At 47.9% G+C, this 22183-nt stretch carries 16 protein-coding genes; 8 read left to right on the top strand and 8 right to left on the bottom strand.

Annotation, left to right across the window (positions count from 1 at the left end):
- Positions 1-43: 43 nt before the first annotated feature.
- The 4 genes from ONT18_RS15630 (at position 44) to ONT18_RS15615 (ending at position 4172) form a co-directional block, all read left to right on the top strand.
- Positions 44-1000 carry a methylenetetrahydrofolate reductase gene (locus tag ONT18_RS15630; RefSeq protein WP_117727839.1) on the top strand — a complete coding sequence of 319 codons (957 nt, stop codon included), beginning with the start codon at positions 44-46 and terminating at the stop codon, positions 998-1000.
- The gene (locus tag ONT18_RS15625; protein ID WP_264906641.1) at positions 1001-2113 is read left to right on the top strand and encodes an ATP-binding protein; all 1113 of its coding nucleotides are present in this window, start codon (positions 1001-1003) and stop codon (positions 2111-2113) included. It abuts the gene before it with no gap.
- Between the two features lie 116 nt (positions 2114-2229).
- Positions 2230-3669 (top strand): PSP1 domain-containing protein, encoded by a 1440-nt coding sequence (gene ricT, locus ONT18_RS15620; RefSeq protein WP_264906639.1) that lies wholly within the window; start codon positions 2230-2232, stop codon positions 3667-3669.
- A 20-nt stretch (positions 3670-3689) separates the two neighbouring features.
- Positions 3690-4172, top strand: coding sequence for a gliding motility lipoprotein GldH (locus tag ONT18_RS15615; RefSeq protein ID WP_264906637.1), 483 nt, complete (start codon positions 3690-3692; stop codon positions 4170-4172).
- A 44-nt stretch (positions 4173-4216) separates the two neighbouring features.
- Here the strand turns inward: ONT18_RS15615 and rodA are convergent, their stop codons facing one another.
- From rodA to ONT18_RS15585, 6 genes are all read right to left on the bottom strand, one after another.
- Entirely contained in the window at positions 4217-5680 is a 1464-nt protein-coding gene (gene rodA, locus ONT18_RS15610) for a rod shape-determining protein RodA (protein WP_218487578.1), read from the bottom strand.
- A 38-nt stretch (positions 5681-5718) separates the two neighbouring features.
- On the bottom strand, positions 5719-7569 hold the full coding sequence (mrdA, locus tag ONT18_RS15605; RefSeq protein ID WP_118151608.1) for a penicillin-binding protein 2: 1851 nt from the start codon (positions 7567-7569) through the stop codon (positions 5719-5721).
- Positions 7570-7632: 63 nt separating this feature from the next.
- The gene (gene mreD, locus ONT18_RS15600; RefSeq protein ID WP_022120425.1) at positions 7633-8130 is read right to left on the bottom strand and encodes a rod shape-determining protein MreD; all 498 of its coding nucleotides are present in this window, start codon (positions 8128-8130) and stop codon (positions 7633-7635) included.
- 29 nt (positions 8131-8159) lie between these two features.
- Positions 8160-9032 carry a rod shape-determining protein MreC gene (mreC, locus tag ONT18_RS15595; protein ID WP_118080871.1) on the bottom strand — a complete coding sequence of 291 codons (873 nt, stop codon included), beginning with the start codon at positions 9030-9032 and terminating at the stop codon, positions 8160-8162.
- Between the two features lie 31 nt (positions 9033-9063).
- Entirely contained in the window at positions 9064-10086 is a 1023-nt protein-coding gene (locus ONT18_RS15590) for a rod shape-determining protein (protein WP_006847875.1), read from the bottom strand.
- A gap of 177 nt (positions 10087-10263) precedes the next feature.
- Complete coding sequence (locus tag ONT18_RS15585; protein ID WP_006847876.1) at positions 10264-10857, bottom strand: phosphoribosylaminoimidazolecarboxamide formyltransferase/IMP cyclohydrolase; 594 nt, start codon at positions 10855-10857, stop codon at positions 10264-10266.
- Positions 10858-11276: 419 nt separating this feature from the next.
- Here ONT18_RS15585 and clpB point away from each other — a divergent pair, with 419 nt between their 5' ends.
- Positions 11277-13793: an ATP-dependent chaperone ClpB gene (clpB, locus tag ONT18_RS15580; protein WP_264906632.1), complete on the top strand. Its 2517-nt coding sequence runs from the start codon at positions 11277-11279 to the stop codon at positions 13791-13793.
- An 85-nt stretch (positions 13794-13878) separates the two neighbouring features.
- Here the strand turns inward: clpB and ONT18_RS15575 are convergent, their stop codons facing one another.
- Complete coding sequence (locus ONT18_RS15575) at positions 13879-14022, bottom strand: hypothetical protein (RefSeq protein ID WP_264906630.1); 144 nt, start codon at positions 14020-14022, stop codon at positions 13879-13881.
- A gap of 499 nt (positions 14023-14521) precedes the next feature.
- On the opposite strand from ONT18_RS15575, the gene hflX reads away from it, so the two are divergent.
- The 3 genes from hflX to ONT18_RS15560 are packed head-to-tail and all read left to right on the top strand — an operon-like array spanning position 14522 to position 19356.
- Entirely contained in the window at positions 14522-15769 is a 1248-nt protein-coding gene (hflX, locus tag ONT18_RS15570; RefSeq protein ID WP_022120421.1) for a GTPase HflX, read from the top strand.
- A gap of 28 nt (positions 15770-15797) precedes the next feature.
- A complete protein-coding gene (locus ONT18_RS15565; RefSeq protein WP_264906627.1) occupies positions 15798-17654 on the top strand; it encodes a DUF4954 family protein in 1857 nt (618 codons plus the stop codon).
- Between the two features lie 43 nt (positions 17655-17697).
- Complete coding sequence (locus ONT18_RS15560; RefSeq protein WP_089544783.1) at positions 17698-19356, top strand: fumarate hydratase; 1659 nt, start codon at positions 17698-17700, stop codon at positions 19354-19356.
- Positions 19357-19465: 109 nt separating this feature from the next.
- On the opposite strand, the gene ONT18_RS15555 is transcribed toward ONT18_RS15560, so the two are convergent.
- Complete coding sequence (locus ONT18_RS15555) at positions 19466-22129, bottom strand: thiol protease/hemagglutinin PrtT (RefSeq protein ID WP_264906624.1); 2664 nt, start codon at positions 22127-22129, stop codon at positions 19466-19468.
- Positions 22130-22183: the final 54 nt, after the last annotated feature.

Raw genomic sequence — 22183 nt, 5'->3', positions numbered from 1 at the left:
TAAATTTGCACCAAAATAAGAAGAAACATAGAATTTAGGTAATATGAACATAGCAGATTTTCTACATCAGCAGGGCGATAAGCGAGGCTTTTCGTTCGAGGTTTTACCTCCGCTGAAAGGTAACGGAACAGCAGCACTCTTCCGTACCATCGATGCGCTGAGCGAGTTTGGCCCTCGCTTTATCAACATCACTACGCACCATAGCGAGTATGTATACAAGGAACTGGAAAACGGTCTCCTCACTCGCCAGCGTGTGCGCCGCCGCCCGGGCACCGTTGCCATCGCAGGCGCTATACAGAACAAGTACGACATACCTGTCATCCCTCATATTATCTGCAGCGGTGCTACGAAGGAAGACATCGAGTACGAACTGCTCGACCTCCAGTTTCTGGGCATCAGCAACATTCTCGTTCTGCGAGGAGACAAGGCGAAAGAAGACCGGCAGTTTACACCAACCGAGAACGGTCATGCCCATGCCACCGACCTCCTGAAGCAGGTGAATCAGTTTAATGACGGTTTCTTCTTTGATGGCACACCCATCAAGCACCCGGGCGACAAGTTCTGCTGCGGTGTAGCCTGCTATCCGGAGAAGCATGAAGAGGCGCCAAACCTCGAAATGGATATGCAGCATCTCCTGGAGAAACAACAGTTGGGCGCAGCGTATGCCGTTACCCAGCTCTTCTACGACAACGAGAAGTTCTATGCTTTCGTTGAAAAGGCTCGGCAGATAGGTGTAACCATTCCTATCATTCCTGCCATCAAGCCTTTTGCCAAGTTGAGCCAGCTCACTGTAGTGCCGAAAACCTTCCACTGCGATATTCCTGAAGAACTCGCACAGGAGGTATTGAAATGTAAAACTGACGATGATGCCAAGCAGCTCGGTATCGAGTGGACTACCGCTCAGGTGCAAGATCTCTTCGAACATGGTTACAACAATGTTCACTTCTTCACCGTATCGGCTGTAGACAGCGTCAAGCAAATAGCAAAAATTCTGTTTTAAATGCAAAGAAATGAAGTTATAGGTCAGCAAGAAGTATGGAACCGTCTCATGGAGATGGTTCAGGAGAACCGTTTGCCCCATGCGCTGATGTTCTGCGGCCCGCAGGGCTGCGGCAAACTGGCGATGGCACTGGCTTTTGCCAGCTATCTGCTGGGCGATTCACCGATGCTCAGGAAATGGGAACATCCGGACCTCCACTTCACCTTTCCTACCATCAAGACCGCCAATATGGGCAGCGAACACAAACCGGTGAGCCTCGACTTCATCAAGGAATGGAGAGAGCTGCTGCTTTCTAAAGGTCCCTACATCCAGATTAGCGACTGGATGCTGAAGATGGGCAAGACGGATGCCGACTATAACAAACAGGCTATCATCACTGCCGAAGAAACCGATGCCATCTCTCACGAACTGATGATGATGTCGAGTCAGGGCGGATATAAGATAAGTCTGATATGGCTCCCGGAACGTATGAACATACAGAGTGCCAACAAGATACTGAAACTGCTGGAGGAACCGCCACGCCAGACGCTATTCCTGCTGGTAAGCGAGAATCCGGAACTGCTGCTCGAAACCATCAGAAGCCGTACGCAGCGTATCGACTTCAGGAAGATAGAAACCGCTGAGATGGAAAAAGCACTGACGGAACGGAGAGCGCTGGAGCCAGACATGGCACACCGCATAGCCCGTATCGCCAACGGCAACTGGAACCTCGCACTCGAAGAACTGGATGCAGGAAACGAAAACCGGCAGCATCTCGACATGTTTATCATGCTGATGCGACTGGCTTACATGCGCAAGATAGGTGACCTAAAGAAATGGACCGATGTGATAGCCACCTTCGGAAGAGAAAAGCAGAAACGCATGCTCGACTACTTCATGCACATGCTCAGAGAAAGTTTCATGTACAACTTCCGGAATCCGGAACTGAGCTACATGACGCAGGATGAGGAGAACTTTGCCAAGAACTTTGCCCGCTTCATCAACGAGGCAAACATCATTGACATCTCCAACCTCTTCGAAGACAGCAAGCGCATGATTTCGCAAAATGCCAATGCCAAAATCGTTTTCTTCGATATGGCGCTCAAAATCATCGTCCTCCTGCTTAGGAAGTGAAAAGAGAAAAGTGAAGAGTGAAGAATTCAAATGAATAACAAGGCAGATGCCGGTCATTATTCATTGTACATTATAAATTATACATTATAAATTAGACGATCGTGGATTACAAAAATATGAAATTCAGGATGTGTAACGGCTGCGACCGTGGTCTGTGCGCTAAGGGCGTAGGAAGACAGGACAGACAGCTCAACACATACGACTGGCTTGCCGATGTACCCGGCAATGCTGAAAGTACTGACCTCGTGGAGGTACAGTTCAAGAATACCCGTAAGGGATATTACCACAATGTGAATAACCTCGACCTGAAGAAGGGCGATATAGTGGCGGTAGAGGCTAACCCGGGTCACGACATCGGTGTGGTTACGCTGACCGGAAGACTGGTAAAACTCCAGATTAAGAAGGCAAACCTCAAGTCGCAGGATGATATCAAGCGTATCTACCGTATCGCCAAACAGGTGGATCTTGACAAATGCAAGGAGGCTAAGAGCCGTGAACACGGCACCATGATTCAGAGCCGCCAGATTGCCAAAGATCTCGGACTGAAGATGAAAATAGGTGATGTAGAATATCAGGGAGACGGCAACAAGGCTATCTTCTATTACATCGCTGACGAACGTGTGGACTTCCGCCAGCTCATCAAGGTTCTTGCCGATACCTTCCATGTACGCATTGAGATGAAACAGATCGGTGCACGACAGGAAGCAGGCCGCATCGGTGGAACGGGTCCTTGCGGCAGAGAACTCTGCTGCGCTACCTGGATGAAGAACTTCATCAGCGTTAGCACCAATGCAGCACGCTACCAGGACATCTCTCTGAATCCTCAGAAACTTGCCGGTATGTGCGCCAAACTGAAGTGCTGTCTCAACTACGAAGTAGACAGCTATGTAGAGGCTAGCAGAAAGTTACCTCCTAAGGATGCCGTACTGCAGACTGCCGACGGTGATTTCCATCAGTTCAAGGTGGATATCCTGGCAGGTCTTATCACCTACTCTTCTGACAAGAACCTTGCTTCCAACCTCGAAACCATCAGCATCGAGCGTGCCAAGGCTATCATCGAAATGAACCGTCAGGGCGAGAAGCCATTGAGTCTGCTGGAAGACGGTAAGGCAAAACCTGTAGCCAAGCCAGTCGACCTGCTTGCCGAAGCTGATTTGAGCCGCTTTGACAAGGCTAAGAAAAAGAAGAAGAAGAACAATAAGAATAAGGGACCTCGTCAGCAGGAGGGAGACAACAAGCCTCAGAAGAACGAGAACCGCGCGCAGAATGGCGACAACAAACCTCAGAAGAATGAAGGCAAGCCAAACAACCAGCGCCGCGACAACCGTAATCAGGGCAATCATCCTAAGGGTGACAACCGCCAGCCAAGAAACGACAGACGACCTAACAAGGGCAACAAGCCGCAGAATGGCAACAAACCACAGGGTGGCAACAAGCCGCAAGGCAATAATGCCCCTCAGAATGGCAACAAGCCTCAAGGCAATAATATCCCGCAGGGTGGAAACAAGCTACAAGGCAATAATGCTCCACAAGGCAATAACGCCCCACAAGAATAAAGAATAGGAGCTAGAAAAAGATGAAAAAGACTGTTTATTTCATCGTTTTGACAGCGATCGTTCACATTCTCTCTGCCTGCAGCGGTTCGACCGTATACGATGAGTATGCCCATACACCGATTGCAGGATGGGAGAAGAACGACACCCTATCATTCGAAGTATCACCTCTACTCGAGCCCGGGCATTACAAACAAAGCTTAGGACTTCGCATTACAGGTGCCTATCCGTTCATGGGACTTACGCTCATCGTAGAACAGACGGTTTATCACCAAAACAGAAAGATACCTGGCGAATGCAAGATAGATACGGTAAACTGCCAGCTGATTGACAACAACGGCGTGAGCAAAGGACAGGGTATCAGCTACTATCAGTATAACTTCCCTATCAACATCTATCAGATGCATCAGGGCGATTCCATACACGTAGCCATCAGACATGATATGAAAAGAGAAATCCTGCCCGGTGTGAGTGACATCGGCATCAAGATTTCCAAGATACAATAAAAAAAGAGTGAACAGATTCATCAACAATCTGTTCACTCTTTTTTTTAACTTCTCACTAAGTTCCTTCCCGCATCAATTCTCAAGAAGATGAAAAGAAGGATGGTAAATCCCCATAACGAACTGCCACCATAACTGAAGAACGGTAGCGGAATACCGATAACCGGTGTTAAACCCAGCACCATTCCCACATTAATAAAAAGGTGGAAGAGGAATACCGACAGGACACAATAGCCGTAGATACGCCCGAATTTATAAGGTTGCCGCTCAGCCAGATGCATCAACCGCAATATCAAAGCCAGGAAAAGCAGCAGCACGCCTGCTGAACCGAGGAAACCTTCCTCCTCGCCTACCGTACAGAAGATAAAGTCTGTATCCTGCTCAGGCACGAACTTCAGTTTGGTCTGCGTTCCATTGAGGAAACCTTTTCCCTGAAGTCCGCCGGAACCAATGGCAATCTCACTCTGATGCACGTTATATCCCGCACCAGCCAAATCTTCATCCAGTCCCAGCAGTACGTTGATACGCACTCTCTGATGAGGTTCCATCACATGATTCAGCACATAATCGGCAGAATAGAAGAAAGCGATACTTCCCAACGAAAAGATGGAGATGAGGAAGTAATTCCGGAACCGGGTTCTCAGTCCCTGATAAACCAGGAATCCGATGAGCATAGCACACAGGAAGAGCTGGATCCACACAATGTCGAACGGAATGACATAGGTAGAAAAGAGCACGAAGAGCAGCGTAATGCCTACCGAATAGGCAAGGATTATCAGTGCCTGTTTCCTGTCGCCCGTATAGGAGTTCACCATGCCAGCCGTAAAAATCTGCACCAGCAGAAGCACGACAAACTTACCCACAGAAGTATAGGTATCCCACATCATCACGTTCTCATACTTCACACCCACTACGAAGTAAGCCACCATCGACACGCCGGTAAAGAGAATGGCACCCGGCATTCCTTCGCGGTAAAGCATGAGGAAGAATGAAAGATAAACCAGGGCAGAACCCGTTTCGCGCTGACCTACGATACAGAGCATCGGCAGAACGATAATGCCTACGGCTGCCATGAAATGCTTCAGGTTCTGCATACTGAAACCATAGCTTGACATAAACTTGGCTACCGCCAGAGCCGTAGCAAACTTACCAAACTCAGCCGGTTGCAGTCGGAGCGGTCCCAACACCAGCCAGGAGTGGGAACCCTTGATGCTATGCGGATTGAATATCGTAGCAAAGAGCAAGAGTATCAGGACACCATAGATGACATACGAGAAGGTATCGTAAAACCGGTCATCAAGCAGCAGGATTACCAATCCCAGTGCTATGGATGTGCCAATCCATATAATCTGCATACCCGAGCGGGCACCCAGACTGAATATCTCGTTGTCACCATAGTTATAGCTGGCTCCACAGACGCTCACCCATCCGAAGATGAGGAGTGCCAGATAAATACCTATCGTCCACCAGTCAAGTGAAGCAAGCACACTAGGTTGTTTATTATCGATCATAATCTATAAACTATCAACTATAAACTGTTAACTGAAAACTATCTACTGCTTAATCCGTAGGCGATTCTACGAGCCTGCATCTCTGCAGCCCTGCGCTCAGAATCAGGAGATAACTTACCCTTGAGATACTGTTCCATCATCAGACCGCCGATAGGCACACCATAGTCAGCACCCCAACCACCATTCTCTACATACACGGCAATGGCAATCTTCGGGTTGTTCATCGGAGCAAAGCCCATGAATACAGAGTGGTCATGGCCACGGTTCTGTGCCGTACCCGTCTTGCCGCAAGCTTCGAAATCGTAGCGGCCGAGCAGCTTACAGGTTCCCTTCAGCGCCGAACTTCTCATACCGGCTACCACATAGTTGTAAGCCCGTCGGGAAGCCTTGGTATAATGGCGTCGGGTATAGAGCGTATCAAGCGGTTCTCCCTTCACCTTTCTCACTACATGAGGCACATAATAGTATCCCCTGTTGGCAATGGTAGCACCCAGGTTGGCTATCTGCAACGGCGTGAGGTTAACCTCACCCTGACCGATAGAAATACTGATTACCGTCAGTCCGTTCCATGAACCATTGTAAGCCTTATCATAGAACTGTGCATTCGGAATCAGACCGCGTTTCTCGCCAGGCAAGTCGATGCCCAACTTATATCCGAATCCCATGCTCACCATATAATTTTTCCATACGGTCATCGCATTCTGTACGCTGCCATACTTCTTGCGGTTACCTATCATATAGTAAAGACCCCAACAGAAGTAACCGTTACAAGAGGTACTGATGGCATCAACCAGCGAAATAGGCGACGGGTGACCATGACAGCCTACATGCAGACCCTTATAAGAGAAACCATGATTACACGGGAATGCTGTTCCCGGTGTGATGATACCTTCAGTAAGATAGGTCAGCGCCTGACTGGTCTTAAAGGTAGAACCCGGAGGATACTGACCCTGAATACTACGGTTCAGGAGCGGTTTCCAAGGATTATGCGAGAGCCACTTGTGCATCTTGCCGCGGTTTCTACCCACCAGACGTCTTGGATCGTAAGAAGGAGAAGAAACCATAGCCAGCACATCGCCCGTTCTAGGATCAATGGCAACGATACTGCCGATTTTACCCTGGAGCAGACGTTCGCCCAAGGCTTGCAACTTGACATCCAATCCCAGCGTCAAGTCCTTTCCTGCCACAGGTTTCTGGTCGAGTTTACCATTCTGATAGCTACCCTGTATTCTTCCGTGGGCATCTCTCAGCATGATCTTCACACCCTTCTCACCACGCAGCTGCTTCTCATAAAACTTCTCGATACCCAGTTTTCCGATATAGTCACCAGCCTGATAGTAGTCATCATCTTCAATATCGCTTTGCGAAACCTCACCCACATCACCCAGCACATGGGCTGCATAAGGGTAGGTATATTCTCTGACGGTACGTTTCTGGACATAGAAACCGGGGAATCGGAACATCTTCTCCTGGAACACACTGAAATCCCGGTCGCTCAGCTGTCCCATAAAGAGCTGCTGGGTATAGCGCGAATAGCCCGGGTTCTTAGAGCGGTCCTTGATATCGTTCATTCGCTTGATAAAAAACTCTTTCGTGATACCCAGCGAATTACAGAAATCCATCGTATCAAGCCTGCCGCTCTCCTCGTTCATGACCACCATCAGATCGTAAGACGGCTGATTATACACCAGCAGCTTACCATTACGGTCGTAAATGGCACCACGGGCGGGAAACTCAATATGCTTCAAGAAGGCATTACTGTCGGCATTCTTCTTGTAGTCGTCGCTCATAATCTGAAGCGTAAACAGACGAATCATGTAAATGACCACAATAGCTATGGCCACTCCACTGATAACGAATCTACGTTTTTCAAGATTGTAATCCAACATACCTTATTATATATAGCAAACTAAAAATCGTGTTCTTTTCTCTCTCATCACTTATCCGGAATCTTACTTTCTGAAACTTTCTGTCGCCATCACCAATATATAAGTGATAACCGTACTTCCGCCTATACATTCCAACCAGTGAACCCAATTAAAGAAATTGAATGTTTCGAGTGTAAAGAACAATAGATTATAAACGAGAATGATGAAGAATACGTACCAGCAATATGCACCTACGCCGATAGAACGCATGGACGGTTCCAGATCGTCGGCGCTGTCACGCGGTACGAAAAGTTCAAACAAATAAGGTTGTAGCAGTCCTACGGCAGTCATCGAAGCTGCTGCAACACCTGGCGTATTGGCAAATACGTCCACACAAAGCCCCATCATAAAGCACCACAATAACACCGCCCATTTAGGATGGTTGCGACGGAAATGCAGTACCATAATGATATACAGCAAGGGGGTGGCACAATTGAATAGATGAATATGATTAAACACCAATCCCTGTACCAGCACGAGCACCACAAAGGTAGCTAGTCTTTTCACTAAATCTATACTCATTGCTTTTTATATCCTCTTACTATACGTCATTATTGATTATTGTCTCCATTTGTTGCGATGCTATCCTGTGCTGCACGCATAATCTCCAACCGCTCTTTCATGGCGGCATCATCAATTACACATACATCACGCAGACGGGCAAAATCGGTAGAGAGGCGAAGTTGTACGCGATACGACAATCCATCGGCGGAGTTGAACACGTGCAATATCCTGCCTACTCTCACTCCAGGAGGGAATACTGCAGAATAGCCACTCGTTACCACATAGTCACCCAATTTAAAGTGAGCATGACGTGGCACCTCTTCCAGATAGGCAAGGTCAGACACACCACCCTTCCAGCGCAGATAGCCAAAATAGCCTCTATTCTGAATCATACAACTGATGTTCGACTTCGTGTTCAATACCGGAATCACGATAGCGTAATGTTCTGCCACCAGATACACGATACCCACAACACCCGTACCGCTGATTACACCCATATCCTTGTGGATGCCATCCGCGCTACCCTTGTCAATTGTCATCAGGTTGCCGGGTTTATCGATACTATTCGCCACCACCTTAGCCGGAATCAGACGATAGTTTCTCAGCAATGCAAACTGGTCACGATGGTAGATGCTGCTATCCTTGGTCACGCACACGAGACTGTCGGAAAGTTTCTGCACCTCCTGTTCGAGATACGCATTGCGCTGTGTCAGTTCCTGGTTCACCTTGGTAAGTGAGAAGAATGTTTCTACATTCGCATCCCATTCATACAACTTACCCGTTACGGCATTAGCCGAGGAGAACCAGGCACTGCCCTGATAGCTGTTATACTGAAACAACAGCACCATACTCACCACCTCAAGAATCAGGAAGACAAACCAATGGTTGTATTTCGCTAAAAACTCTAAAAGGTTGCGCATACTTTATTCTTACTATTAGAATAAGTTCTGATTATCTCATCAAGAATGAGAAACGGTCTACATTCTTCAACGCAATACCAGCACCCTTGGCAACACTGTGCAATGGATCTTCTGCGATGTGGAATGGGATATTGATCTTATCCTGCAAACGCTTGTCGAGACCGCGGAGCAAAGCACCACCACCAGAGAGCCAGATACCATTCTTCACGATATCGGCATAGAGCTCAGGAGGTGTGTTCTCCAATGCTGAGAGCACAGCGTTCTCAATCTTTGCCACGGTCTTATCCAGACAGTGAGCAATCTCCTGGTAGCATACAGGTACCTCCATAGGCAACGCTGTAATACGGTTAGGACCATGCACGATGAAATCTTCTGGAGCCTCATCACCCAGATCGGTCAGAGCTGAACCCACATGAATCTTGATACGCTCAGCCATACGCTCAGAAACCTTCACGTTGTGCTGACGGCTCATATATTCCTGGATATCGGCAGTAAGGTCGTCACCGGCTGTACGGATTGAGTTGTTCGATACGATACCACCCAATGAGATGACAGCGATTTCGGTAGAACCACCACCTATATCAACAATCATATTACCCTCTGGAGCCTCAACATCGATACCGATACCGATAGCGGCAGCCATTGGCTCAAAAATCAAATATACATCACGTCCGTCGGCATGCTCGGCAGAGTCGCGCACAGCACGAAGCTCAACCTCGGTAGAACCAGAAGGTACACCGATAACCATACGGAGTGAAGGAGAGAAGAGACGGCTACCCGTATGAACCATCTTAATCAATCCACGCATCATCTGCTCACAGGCAGTAAAGTCGGCAATCACGCCATCACGCAATGGTCTGATAGTACGGATATTATCATGAGTCTTCTCGTACATCATCTTAGCCTTCTCGCCCACAGCAATCATCTTGTCGGTGCGGCGGTCAAGGGCTACAACAGAAGGTTCATCCACTACAATCTTATCATCACTGATAATGATGGTATTGGCTGTACCCAAGTCCATTGCGATTTCCTGAATAAATGAAAAAAATCCCATTTCGTTTCTAAATTATTTTAAGCTTAAAATTTTCTTTTTATTTAAGGAGTTAAGGAGTTAAAGGAGCATAGAAGCCACGGCAACAGTCTGTCATATACCGGGAATGGAATCCCCGCAGACACTTGTCCTGACTTCTTTCACTTCTTAACTCCTTAACTACTTTATTTTTCCGAGAGTTTACTTAGCAAACCATGCATGGATTGCAGTATCGTAGTGAGAGCTTACACCGAATGCACGCTCTGCAAACATCTTGCGGTCTTCGATATCAGTCTCAGCACCCTTCTTCTTCAGGATATCGAGCAATACGCCGTATTCTGCCTTGCTAGGAACGATAACCACGTCCTTGAAGTTTTTGGCACCTGCACGAATCAAAGAGATACCGCCAATATCGATTTTCTCGATGATATCAGCATCGCTAGCACCGCTAGCTACAGTCTGCTCGAAAGGATACAAGTCTACGATGACGAGATCGATTGAAGGGATTTCGTATTCCTTCATCTGCTCCTGGTCACCCTCGTTGTCACGGCGAGCCAAGATACCTCCAAATATTTTAGGATGAAGAGTCTTTACGCGACCACCCAAGATAGATGGATAGGTAGTGACCTCCTCAACTTTCTCGCATTCATAACCCAAAGATTCGATAAACTTCTGGGTACCACCAGTACTCAGGAACTTTACACCCTCTTCATTCAACTTGGCGAGCAATTCGTCCAAGCCATCCTTGTGGAAGACAGACACCAACGCTGTCTTGATTTTCTTTGTTTCAGCCATTGAACTTATAAATTATAATTTATGATGGTGCAAAGGTACGAAGATTATTTTGATTACACAACATTTCCCCCCATAAAATAGCATTATTTAAAGGATATTTAAAAGATAATTGAGAGAAATCAAGAAATAAGCAACTCAAGTTTGGCATGTAAGCCCCACACGCCCTGAAAGGAGCCTGAGCCTTCAGCCCGTACTCAAACCGCCTTCTTCTGTCATTCTGTCCGGAAATATCTCTTATTTCTATCTTTTATCTACCCAAAACAAGACAGATTGTCAGTAAATCATTGATTTTCAACGAATAGGCATAAGTTTCGCTAAAGGATGGGAGGAACGCACCGGGAGGTTTCCGAAGAGAAGATTCCGGCGCTCATCCAAATAACACAAATATGAATATATAATATAAGAAAGGAGATATTAATATGACATTCGACAAATTTACAATCAAGGCGCAGGAGGCGGTACAGGAAGCCGTAAACATTGCGCAGCGAAATGGTCAGCAAACCATCGAACCGGTGCATCTGCTTAGCGGTATTCTTGAAAAGGCTACCGATGTGACCAACTACATCTTCCAGAAGTTGGGCATGAACGGACAGCAAATCGCCATGCTCTTGCGTCAGGAGATGCAACATCTGCCTCGTGTGCAGGGTGGCGGTCAGCCGTACCTCAGCAACGAGACTAACCAGATACTGATGAATGCCGAGGATACCGCCAAGAAAATGGGCGACGAGTTCGTTAGCGTAGAACCTATCCTGTTGGCTATCGTACAGGGCAACTCTACTGCTGCACGTATTCTGAAGGATGCTGGTGCAAATGCTAAAGATATGCTCGCTGCCATCCAGGCACTGAGACAGGGACAGAACGTAAAATCACAAAGCGCTGATGACAACTATCAGAGCTTGGAGAAATATGCGAAAAACCTTGTAGAACAGGCAAGAAGCGGCAAGCTGGACCCAGTTATCGGACGTGATGAGGAAATCAGAAGAGTGCTCCAGATTCTGTCACGAAGAACCAAGAACAACCCTATTCTGATAGGTGAGCCTGGTACAGGTAAGACCGCTATCGTAGAAGGTCTTGCCGAGCGTATCGTACGTGGCGATGTACCGGAGAATCTGAAGAACAAGCAACTCTATTCTCTCGATATGGGTGCGCTGGTAGCCGGTGCCAAATATAAGGGTGAGTTCGAGGAGCGTCTGAAGAGCGTCATCAAAGAGGTAACCAACGCCAACGGCCAGATTATCCTCTTCATCGATGAGATTCACACCCTGGTAGGTGCAGGCGGTGGCGAGGGTGCCATGGATGCAGCCAACATTCTGAAGCCAGCCCTGGCTCGTGGTGAACTGAGAGCCATCGGTGCTACTACCCTCAACGAGTATCAGAAGTACTTCGAGAAGGATAAGGCGCTGGAGCGCCGTTTCCAGACCGTCATGGTCAATGAGCCTGACGAGGTAGACGCCATCAGTATCCTCCGTGGTATCAAGGAACGCTACGAGAACCATCATAAGGTACGTATTCAGGATGATGCCTGCATCGCAGCCGTCAAGTTATCAGAGAGATACATCTCTGACAGATTCCTCCCTGATAAGGCTATCGACCTGATGGATGAGGCAGCAGCCAAACTGAGAATGGAGCGTGACTCTGTACCAGAAGAACTGGATGAGATTACCCGCCACTTGAAGCAGTTGGAGATTGAGCGTGAGGCCATCAAGCGCGAGAATGACCAGCCTAAGATTCAGCAGTTGGATAAGGAAATTGCAGAATTGAAGGATCAGGAGCATGACTTCCGTGCTAAATGGGAAGGCGAAAAAGCGCTCGTCAACAAGATTCAGCAGGATAAGCAGGAGATAGAAAACCTGAAGTTTGAGGCTGAACGCATGGAGCGCGAAGGCAATTACGAGCGTGTGGCTGAAATCCGCTATTCTAAACTGAAGGCGCTCGAGGATGACATCAAGAAGATCCAGGAGCAGCTGAAGAGTACACAGGGTGGCGCAGCGATGGTCAGAGAGGAAGTTACTGCTGATGATATCGCTGAGGTTGTAAGCCGCTGGACCGGGATACCAGTAAGCCGTATGATGCAGAGCGAGCGTGAGAAACTGCTCCATCTGGAGGAAGAACTCCACAAGAGAGTCATCGGACAGGACGAGGCTATCACCGCTGTAAGTGATGCCGTTCGCCGCAGCCGTGCCGGTTTGCAGGATCCTAAGCGTCCTATCGCCAGCTTCATCTTCCTCGGTACTACTGGTGTAGGTAAGACGGAACTTGCCAAGGCGCTGGCTGAGTATCTGTTCAATGACGAGTCGATGATGACCCGAATTGATATGAGTGAATATCAGGAGAAGTTTAGCGTAACCCGTCTGATCGGTGCGCCTCCAGGGTATGTAGGCTACGATGAAGGTGGCCAGTTGACCGAGGCTGTACGCCGCAAACCATATAGTGTGGTTCTCTTCGATGAGATTGAGAAGGCGCATCCTGATGTATTCAATACCCTGTTGCAGGTATTGGACGATGGTCGTCTGACTGACAACAAGGGTCGTGTAGTCAACTTCAAGAACACCATCATCATCATGACTTCCAACGCAAGCCGTGAGATGTTGCGCAAGATCTTCCGTCCTGAGTTCCTGAACCGTATTGATGATATCATTACCTTCAAGCCGTTGACCCAGGAGCAGATTGCCGAGGTTGTAGAACTTCAGATGAAGCGAGTAAAGAAGATGTTGGAGCCTCAGGGCTTTGAACTTCGCTGGACTCCTGCAGCTATCCAGTATCTGGCAAAGGTAGGATACGACCCAGAGTTTGGTGCCCGTCCTGTAAAGCGCGCTATCCAGGATTATGTCTTGAACGACTTGAGTAAGAAGATTCTTGCAGAAGAGGTTAGCAGAGAGAAGCCAATTACCATCGATCATACAGATGCAGATGGATTGGTCTTCAAAAACCAATAATTCCAGCAGATAACCAATCCGCGGAAAAAACGGATTGAAACATAAAATAAAGAGGGTGACAGATTCAGATATCTGCCACCCTTTTTTATTTATTATACACTGTTTTTCCATCAACACACTCCACCTTGACCGCCAATCTACCATCAGGTGATGTTACTTCATAATTGTTGGCTTGCGCACAAACCGCGCCGAGCAACAAAATACCAGCAATACATTTTTTTTGCTTCATTTTCATTTTATTGTTAGGTTGATATTATTATCTGTCTATGACGCAACAGCAGTATAGCCGACGTTCCAGCTTCTGTTACTGTAGCGTACAACAAAAATCGCTCCTGAATGAGAAGAAAACAAAAAGCCCCGACATCACGTCGAGGCCTTTGAAGTTTTTGAATGTTTCAGCAGTTTGTGTTTTTTATGTAGTTATGATTTGTTCGTTTTTGAAAATCAATTCTTTTTCTGGGTGCAAAATTAAGACAAATATTGATATAAATCAAATAAATCTCGATTTTTTATGCAAAAAACCACGTAAACGTTTACAATTTTTGCGCACCAAAAAGACCATTTGTGATCTGTTGTGGCTAAAATACAGCTGTGCATTTTGTGTCTTTTGACTATTTTCTGCCACATTAATAAAAAAGTTAAAATATTGATGCTATATTTTGTTTTCTCTGTATTTTACACTACCTTTGCACTATCTTTTCACATTATTATATATATAAAGAAAATAGATGAAAGAATTTGTAATATCAGAAGTCAAGGCGGAAACCGCTGTACTCGTGGGTCTGATTACCAAGACGCAGGATGAAGCCAAGACAAAAGAATATCTCGACGAGTTGGAATTTCTTGCCGATACTGCGGGGGCTGTCACCGTAAAGCGATTCACGCAGAAGGTGGTTTCTCCTAACCAGACCACCTATGTGGGTAAGGGTAAACTCGAAGAAATCAAAGAATATATCAAAAACGAAGAAGAGGAAGATAGAGAAGTAGGTATGGTCATCTTTGATGATGAGCTTTCTGCCAAACAGATCCGTAACATCGAACAGGAACTGCAGGTGAAGATTCTGGACCGCACCTCACTCATCCTCGATATCTTCGCCATGCGTGCGCAAACCGCTGCGGCTAAAACCCAGGTAGAGTTGGCGCAATACCGCTATATGCTCCCTCGTCTGCAAAGACTCTGGACTCACCTGGAACGACAGGGCGGTGGTTCAGGATCTGGTGGCGGTAAGGGATCTGTTGGTCTGCGTGGACCGGGTGAGACCCAGCTCGAGATGGACCGCCGTATCATCCTCGGCAGAATGAGTCTCCTCAAAGAGCGACTGGCAGAAATCGACAAGCAGAAGACTACACAGCGAAAAAACAGAGGCAGAATGGTGCGCGTGGCACTGGTGGGCTATACCAACGTAGGTAAATCTACCATCATGAATCTGCTCAGCAAGAGCGAGGTGTTTGCAGAGAACAAACTCTTTGCCACCCTCGACACCACCGTACGCAAGGTGGTGGTAGACAACCTGCCGTTCCTCCTTGCCGATACCGTAGGATTCATCCGCAAATTGCCAACCGACCTGGTCGACTCATTCAAGAGTACCCTTGACGAGACACGCGAGGCCGACCTCCTTTTGCACGTAGTAGACATCTCACATCCCGACTTCGAAGAGCAGATCCAGGTCGTAGAGAATACGCTCAAGGAACTGGATTGCGCCGATAAGCCATCGATGATTATCTTCAACAAGATAGACAACTACTCATGGGTAGAAAAAGAGGAAGACGACCTCACACCGATGGAGAAAGAGAACATCCCGCTGGAAGACCTGAAGAAGACCTGGATGGCAAAACTCAATGAGGACTGCCTCTTCATCTCGGCAAAGAACAAGGAGAACATCGACGAATTCCGCGAGATACTCTACAAGAAAGTAAGAGAGTTGCACGTACAGAAGTATCCATACAACGACTTCCTGTACCAGGATTATGAGTAAGAACATAAATATCAATAACAAGTAAGTTATGAATGATTACAGACCTTTAACCACCGAGGAAATCGAGGTGCTTAAACATAACGACTGCTGGGCCGAAGACTGGACCTCAGTCAATGTATCAGAAGATTTCAAGCCCAACTTCATGCACCGCGTGATGCTCTACGGCGAAATAAACATCGGATCCTTCAACAAGAACGTGGAGGTGAGCCAGGGCTTCGTAAAGCATTCGGGCATCAACAATGCCACCTTGCGCAATGTAACCATAGGCGACGACTGTCTGATAGAAAACGTAGGCAATTTCATCAACAACTATACCATTGGCGATGATTGCTACATCTCAAACATCTCTACCATGGAAACCACTGAGGGAGCTACTTACGGCGAAGGAAATCTTGTGAGCGTACTCAACGAGGTGGGTGAAGGCAACGTAATCCTCTTCAGCGATCTGAACAGCCAGCTGGCAGCCTTCATGGTGAAACATTTCCCTGACAAGGAAATGAAGGAGAAGATTCGCCAGCTCATCAAGACCGACATCGACAACAAGATGCCGGATCGGGGTCAGATTGGCAACAATGTGAAGATCATCAATACCAAGGAGATTACCAACTGCGTAATCAATGATTACTGCGAAGTGAACGGTGCTTCCCGTCTGAGCGACTGTACGCTATTAGGCTCAGCTCATGGCAACGTATATATCGGCACAGGCGTTATTACGGAAAACAGCATCATCGCTGAAGGCGCCAGCGTCATCAACAGCGTAAAGATACAGGATTGCTTCGTAGGCGAAGCCTGCCAGCTGTCTAACGGCTTTACCGCTTCAGCCTCCGTATTCTTCGCCAACTCCTATATGAGCAATGGCGAGGCTTGTGCAGCATTCTGCGGTCCTTTCACCGCTTCTCATCATAAGAGCAGTCTGCTTATCGGAGGCATGTTCTCTTTCTATAACGCCGGTTCTGCCACCAACTTCAGCAACCATGCCTACAAGATGGGACCTATGCACTGGGGCATTCTGGAGCGCGGTTCCAAGACAGCCAGCGGTGCTTATCTCCTGATGCCAGCCACTCTGGGTTCCTTCTCAGTATGCTTCGGCAAGCTGATGCACCACCCTAACACCCGCAACCTGCCTTTCGCCTATCTCATTGCCGATGGCGACAAGATGTTCCTCATCCCAGGCAGAAACATCACTACCGTAGGTCTGTACCGCGACATCAAGAAATGGCCTAAGCGTGATCTCCGTGCTATGGAGAACCGCAAGAGCATCGTCAACTTCGACTGGCTTTCGCCTTATTCTGTTGGCGAGATTCTGAAGGGTAAGAAGATTCTTGAAAACCTGCGCGAGGTAACGGGCGATAATGTTTCGCAGTATCTCTATCACGAATATATCATACCGGCTTCATCGCTCCACAAGGGCATCAAATATTATGATATCGCCCTCCGCATCTACATGGGTGCCGTATTGAAGCGTGTACTGAAGCGCGACCCAGCCATCACCCCTCCAGCCAGCCATGTCGGCGTGGGCGATTGGGATGATCTTTCGGGACTCCTACTCCCGGTTTCTGAAGAAGAAGGCATCGTTAGGGATGTGAAGGAAGGAACTATCGGGAATATAGAACAGTTGCTCGACCGGTTTGAAGAAATCAATGCCAACTATCGCGACTACCAGTGGGCATGGACCTACCAGATGATCTGCGATTACTACGGCATCAGTGACATCACACTCGAAGATGCCAACCGCATACACGAAGACTATATCAAGGCACGCCGCTCATGGATAGCAGAAATCCGAAAGGATGCTGAGAAAGAATTTGCCATGGGCGATGTGGAGGAAGAGGTTTTCCGCAACTTCGTCGACAGCCTCGACCAGGAAATAGAATACGAGAATTAATTAGACTTGAATATTTCAACAGTTTAAAATAACAAAAAACATTATGGCAAAAACTCCAGATTTTAAGTATGCTCCAATGTTCCAGATTGGAGAGGACAAGACAGAGTATCGCCTTATCTCTAAGGAAGGCGTAAGTACAGCAGAGTTCGAGGGTAAGACTATCCTCAAGGTTTCTAAGGAAGCTCTTACTTTGCTGGCACAGCAGGGTTTCCACGACGTAGAGTTCAAGCTCCGTCGTGAGCACAACCTCCAGGTGGCTAAGATTCTCAGCGACCCAGAGGCTTCTGAGAACGACAAGTATGTAGCACTCCAGTTCCTCCGCAATGCAGAGACTGCCGTGAAGGGCATCCTCCCATTCTGCCAGGATACAGGTACTGCCATCATCCACGGTGAGAAGGGTCAGCGCGTATGGACCGACTTCGAGGATGAAGAGGCTTTGAGCCTGGGTGTATACAACACCTTTACACAGGACAACCTCCGTTATTCTCAGAACGCTCCTCTCAACATGTATGATGAGGTGAACACCCGTTGCAACCTTCCTGCTCAGATTGATATCGAGGCTACAGAGGGCGACGAGTACCGCTTCGTGATGGTAGCTAAGGGTGGTGGCTCTGCCAACAAGACCTACTTCTACCCAATGACCAAGGCTACTATCCAGAACGAGGGCACATTGCTCCCATTCCTCGTAGAGAAGATGAAGAGTCTGGGTACAGCAGCATGTCCTCCTTACCACATCGCCTTCGTAATCGGTGGTACTTCAGCTGAGAAGAACCTCCTCACCGTGAAGTTGGCTTCTATCAAGTACTACGATGAGTTGCCTACAACAGGTGATGAGACGGGTCGTGCTTTCCGTGACATCGACTTGGAGAACAAGCTCCTCGAAGAGGCTCACAAGATTGGCTTGGGTGCACAGTTCGGCGGTAAGTATCTCGCTCACGATATCCGCGTGATCCGTTTGCCACGTCATGGTGCAAGCTGCCCTATCGGTATGGGTGTAAGCTGCTCTGCCGACCGTAACATCAAGGCTAAGATCAACAAGGATGGTATCTGGTTGGAGAAGATGGATGAGAACCCAACAGAGTTGATTCCAGAAGAGCTCCGTAACCCAGGTGAGGGTACCAAGGGTATCGAGATTGACCTCGACAAGGGTATCGACGCAGTTCGTGCTGAGTTGAGCAAGTATCCAGTAAGCACCCGTGTTAACTTGAAGGGTACCATCATCGTGGCTCGTGACATCGCTCACGCTAAGCTCAAGGCTCGTCTGGATGCAGGCGAGGAGATGCCTGAGTACTTCAAGAATCACCCTATCCTCTATGCAGGACCAGCCAAGACTCCAGAGGGTTATCCATGTGGCTCTATGGGACCTACCACAGCCAACCGTATGGACCCATACGTAGATGAGTTCCAGGATCATGGCGCTAGCCTTGTAATGATTGCCAAGGGTAACCGTGGCGATGTTGTTACAGAGGCTTGCAAGAAGCATGGTGGTTTCTACCTCGGTACTATCGGTGGTGTAGCTGCCGTTCTCTCTAAGAGTTCTATCAAGAGCATCGAGTGCGTAGAGTACCCAGAGCTCGGTATGGAGGCTATCTGGAAGATTACCGTAGAGGACTTCCCTGCATTCATCCTCGTAGATGATAAGGGCAACGACTTCTTCAAGCAGTTGAAGCCTTGGACTCCTTGCAAGGAATGCCAGAAGTAAATGATACTGAAATCATGATAATGAAAAAAGCTCAGGGCAGATAGCCCTGAGCTTTCTTTTTATACTTACATCGGATAACCTGTTCTGTTTCCGAAACAGGAACATCCGTTTAAAGCAGCAGTTTATATGTCTTGCTTTGCATACCGGTTTCTACCCGCAACAGATAAACGCCTTGTCTGATACCCTGTAAAGAGAGACTGACAGTTTTTCCATCCGTACCAGACGCCTGTCTGAGCAGGTTTCCTCCCGCATGATACAGTTTAATCTTTCTCACGTCCTTGCCCGAAACCAGGAGTTGATGTCCCTCGCGACAGATCTCGGTTTCAGTATCAGAGATAGTAGCATTTTCTATTCCTGTAGCTATATCCTGATAGAGAATAAGGATATAGCCCTTTCGCTTGAGAAAATAAGTAGGTTCCTGCGGATTCTTCAGTTCCACGTTCTTTCCTCCTATCTCGCCCATCACCCTGAACAGATAGGTATGACCGTCGGTCCAAGGCAGATTATTCTTGCGCAGCCAGTAGCTGTAAAGCGGCACGTCGAGTGTTGATGAGACGGTTACATCATCGCTGAGTCCATTTACCTCTATTTCTTCCTTAGTATCTACATCTTCAGAGATGAGGGAAACATGCCCCTCGTAACTGCGGTCTTCTGTCGTACGCAGCGAAACTCCCATCTTGAAGAGAGATACCTTCGATACATCGACGCTTCCGGTTTCTATCTTCTCGTTTGAATCATCAGCCAGAAAGACTTCAGCTTTTGCCATCAGCGGTTTCTCCTCTCCCTTTACCACCTCTATATAGGCTGCATCCTGATCGTGGATACCGTTGACCGGACAATCCTGGGTTTCGGCTTCATCCGAAGTAATCTCCAGTTTCACCTGATAATATCCCGGAGCAAGCTGGGCAGGAACCGAAAGGAGAATCGGGATTTCGGCCTCGCTGAAACCATCTATTTCGGTCAGCTGGTCCACACGTGTACTCAGCACAACCTCCTGGTTCTCATCCAGCAGTTTCACTCTTAGGTAACAGTCGCGCGGCACACCATTGAGGTTCTTGATAGTGAAGAAGGCTCGTACCTTGCTGCCCTGTTCAGCTTTGCCGTCAAGTCTTGGCTGCCCCATCAGTTGGAAGCGGGCATCTTCCGAACAGATTTCAGAGATGCGGCCGGCACCGTCTTTCAGTTCCACCCCGATAACAGGTGCCTTCTTCATCGGCAGGAAATCATCCCATGAACCATCATCCTTCCGTGCTGCACATATAGCGATGATACGGTAATAGCCGTTTTCAAGACCGGCAAGACTGAGACTGATTTTCTGAGCCTGATGGATCAGATAATCAGTTCCCATCCATCCCTTCTGCTCTCCGCCATAAAGTCTTTCCGTAAAGCCTCCCTGCTGATGATCATCAGAATAAACCACCTGCTTGAGTTTCCCCGCTTCATCATAAACGGCAACACCGATGTCACCCCTGAAAGGCTTGCCTCTGTTGACGAAGGAATTCATCTCGACAGTTACCGGCTGTGAAGGGTCGAATAACTTTCCCGACGCCTCTTTCAGGCTGAGAGAACCACCCTCGTTGAACATCAGCTGCGGCGAAGTTTCCAGCAGTCCGCGCTCTATTTCGGGATATTTCCCGTTGTTGGGATGAGCTAAGATGGCGGTAATGGCACGGTTAAAGGCAAGCGGTTTGCCCTGAAACTCACTTCCGGTCTGCGAAACATTGAGATTGGTGAGCGAATAATAGGCATCGCCCTGTCCCTCCCAACCGAAGTTCATGTGGAAGAGGCCGTTTTCATCGAAACCATCAGTTACCCAGGCATGACCGGAAGCCGAACCGGCTGGTCTGCCTTCCAGATAAACCGGACATCCGTTAAGCAGTTCCTGTCTCAGGATTTCTGCAAACCTCCCCGGTCCTTCTACAGCTTTCGTAACGTAGGCTGCCGAATAATCGAAATGCTTCTGCAGCGCCTGATAGGCGAAGACTCCCTGGGTTCCACTTGCGCTGGGCGTATATTGCATGAAAGAAGCCACACCCACATCGTTCATCAGTAAGGCTACGGCATCAATCTCTGCAGGAGTAGCCTGAACCGGATAGCGGTAGTCGGGCAACATGTTGGCCCAGTCGTAGTGCGACTGACTGAAATCCGCACTCTTCTTGGCCTGGTAGTAGGTTACCACATATTCGTTTTTTCCCTGTCCCTGAGCCGGCCACTGATGATAATACATCATCTGAGCCACAGCCGTAGCCACACAGCCGCTGTAATCATATCCCGTTTTAGCATTAAACGGATACGACTGTCCCCATTTGCTTTTCAGCATCGGCGCTACGGTTTTAGAGTAAAGTCCGGTGCGTGTATGGCTTTGCACCTTCACCTTTCCTTCTTTCAGCACCTCGAAAGTCTGTCGGTATCCCGAAAGCAGCAGTTTTACGCAGGGATTGGCATTGAGCGTATCGAGACTACCTTCTTTGCTGTATCCCAGCACTTCACCCATCTGGTCATCACCTGATACGATAACGAATCCCTTTCCCCGCGCATCATTATATATATAATAAGGTGAACAGGTCTTGTTTTTCCTGCCCTTCTCCTTTGCTTTCATACCGGTATCTTGCGGCAGAGTAACATATCTCTTAGCTATCTCCGCCGCCCTCTGCCAAGTGATTTCCTCGGCACGAACAGTTTGCGAACTGGCTATCAGCAGGGCTATGAATCCCACCAACAGGAACCCGTTTTTCAGTCCCTTCCATTTTTTCCTTTCTTCTTTCTTTTTCATTTCTTCAGGTCTTAATATTTGATATTGAGTTAATTACGCCACCTTCTGGAAATA

The sequence above is a fragment of the Segatella copri genome, from assembly GCF_026015295.1.
Lineage (GTDB): Bacteria > Bacteroidota > Bacteroidia > Bacteroidales > Bacteroidaceae > Prevotella > Prevotella copri_C.
This window is presented reverse-complemented; position numbering and strand designations above follow the sequence as displayed.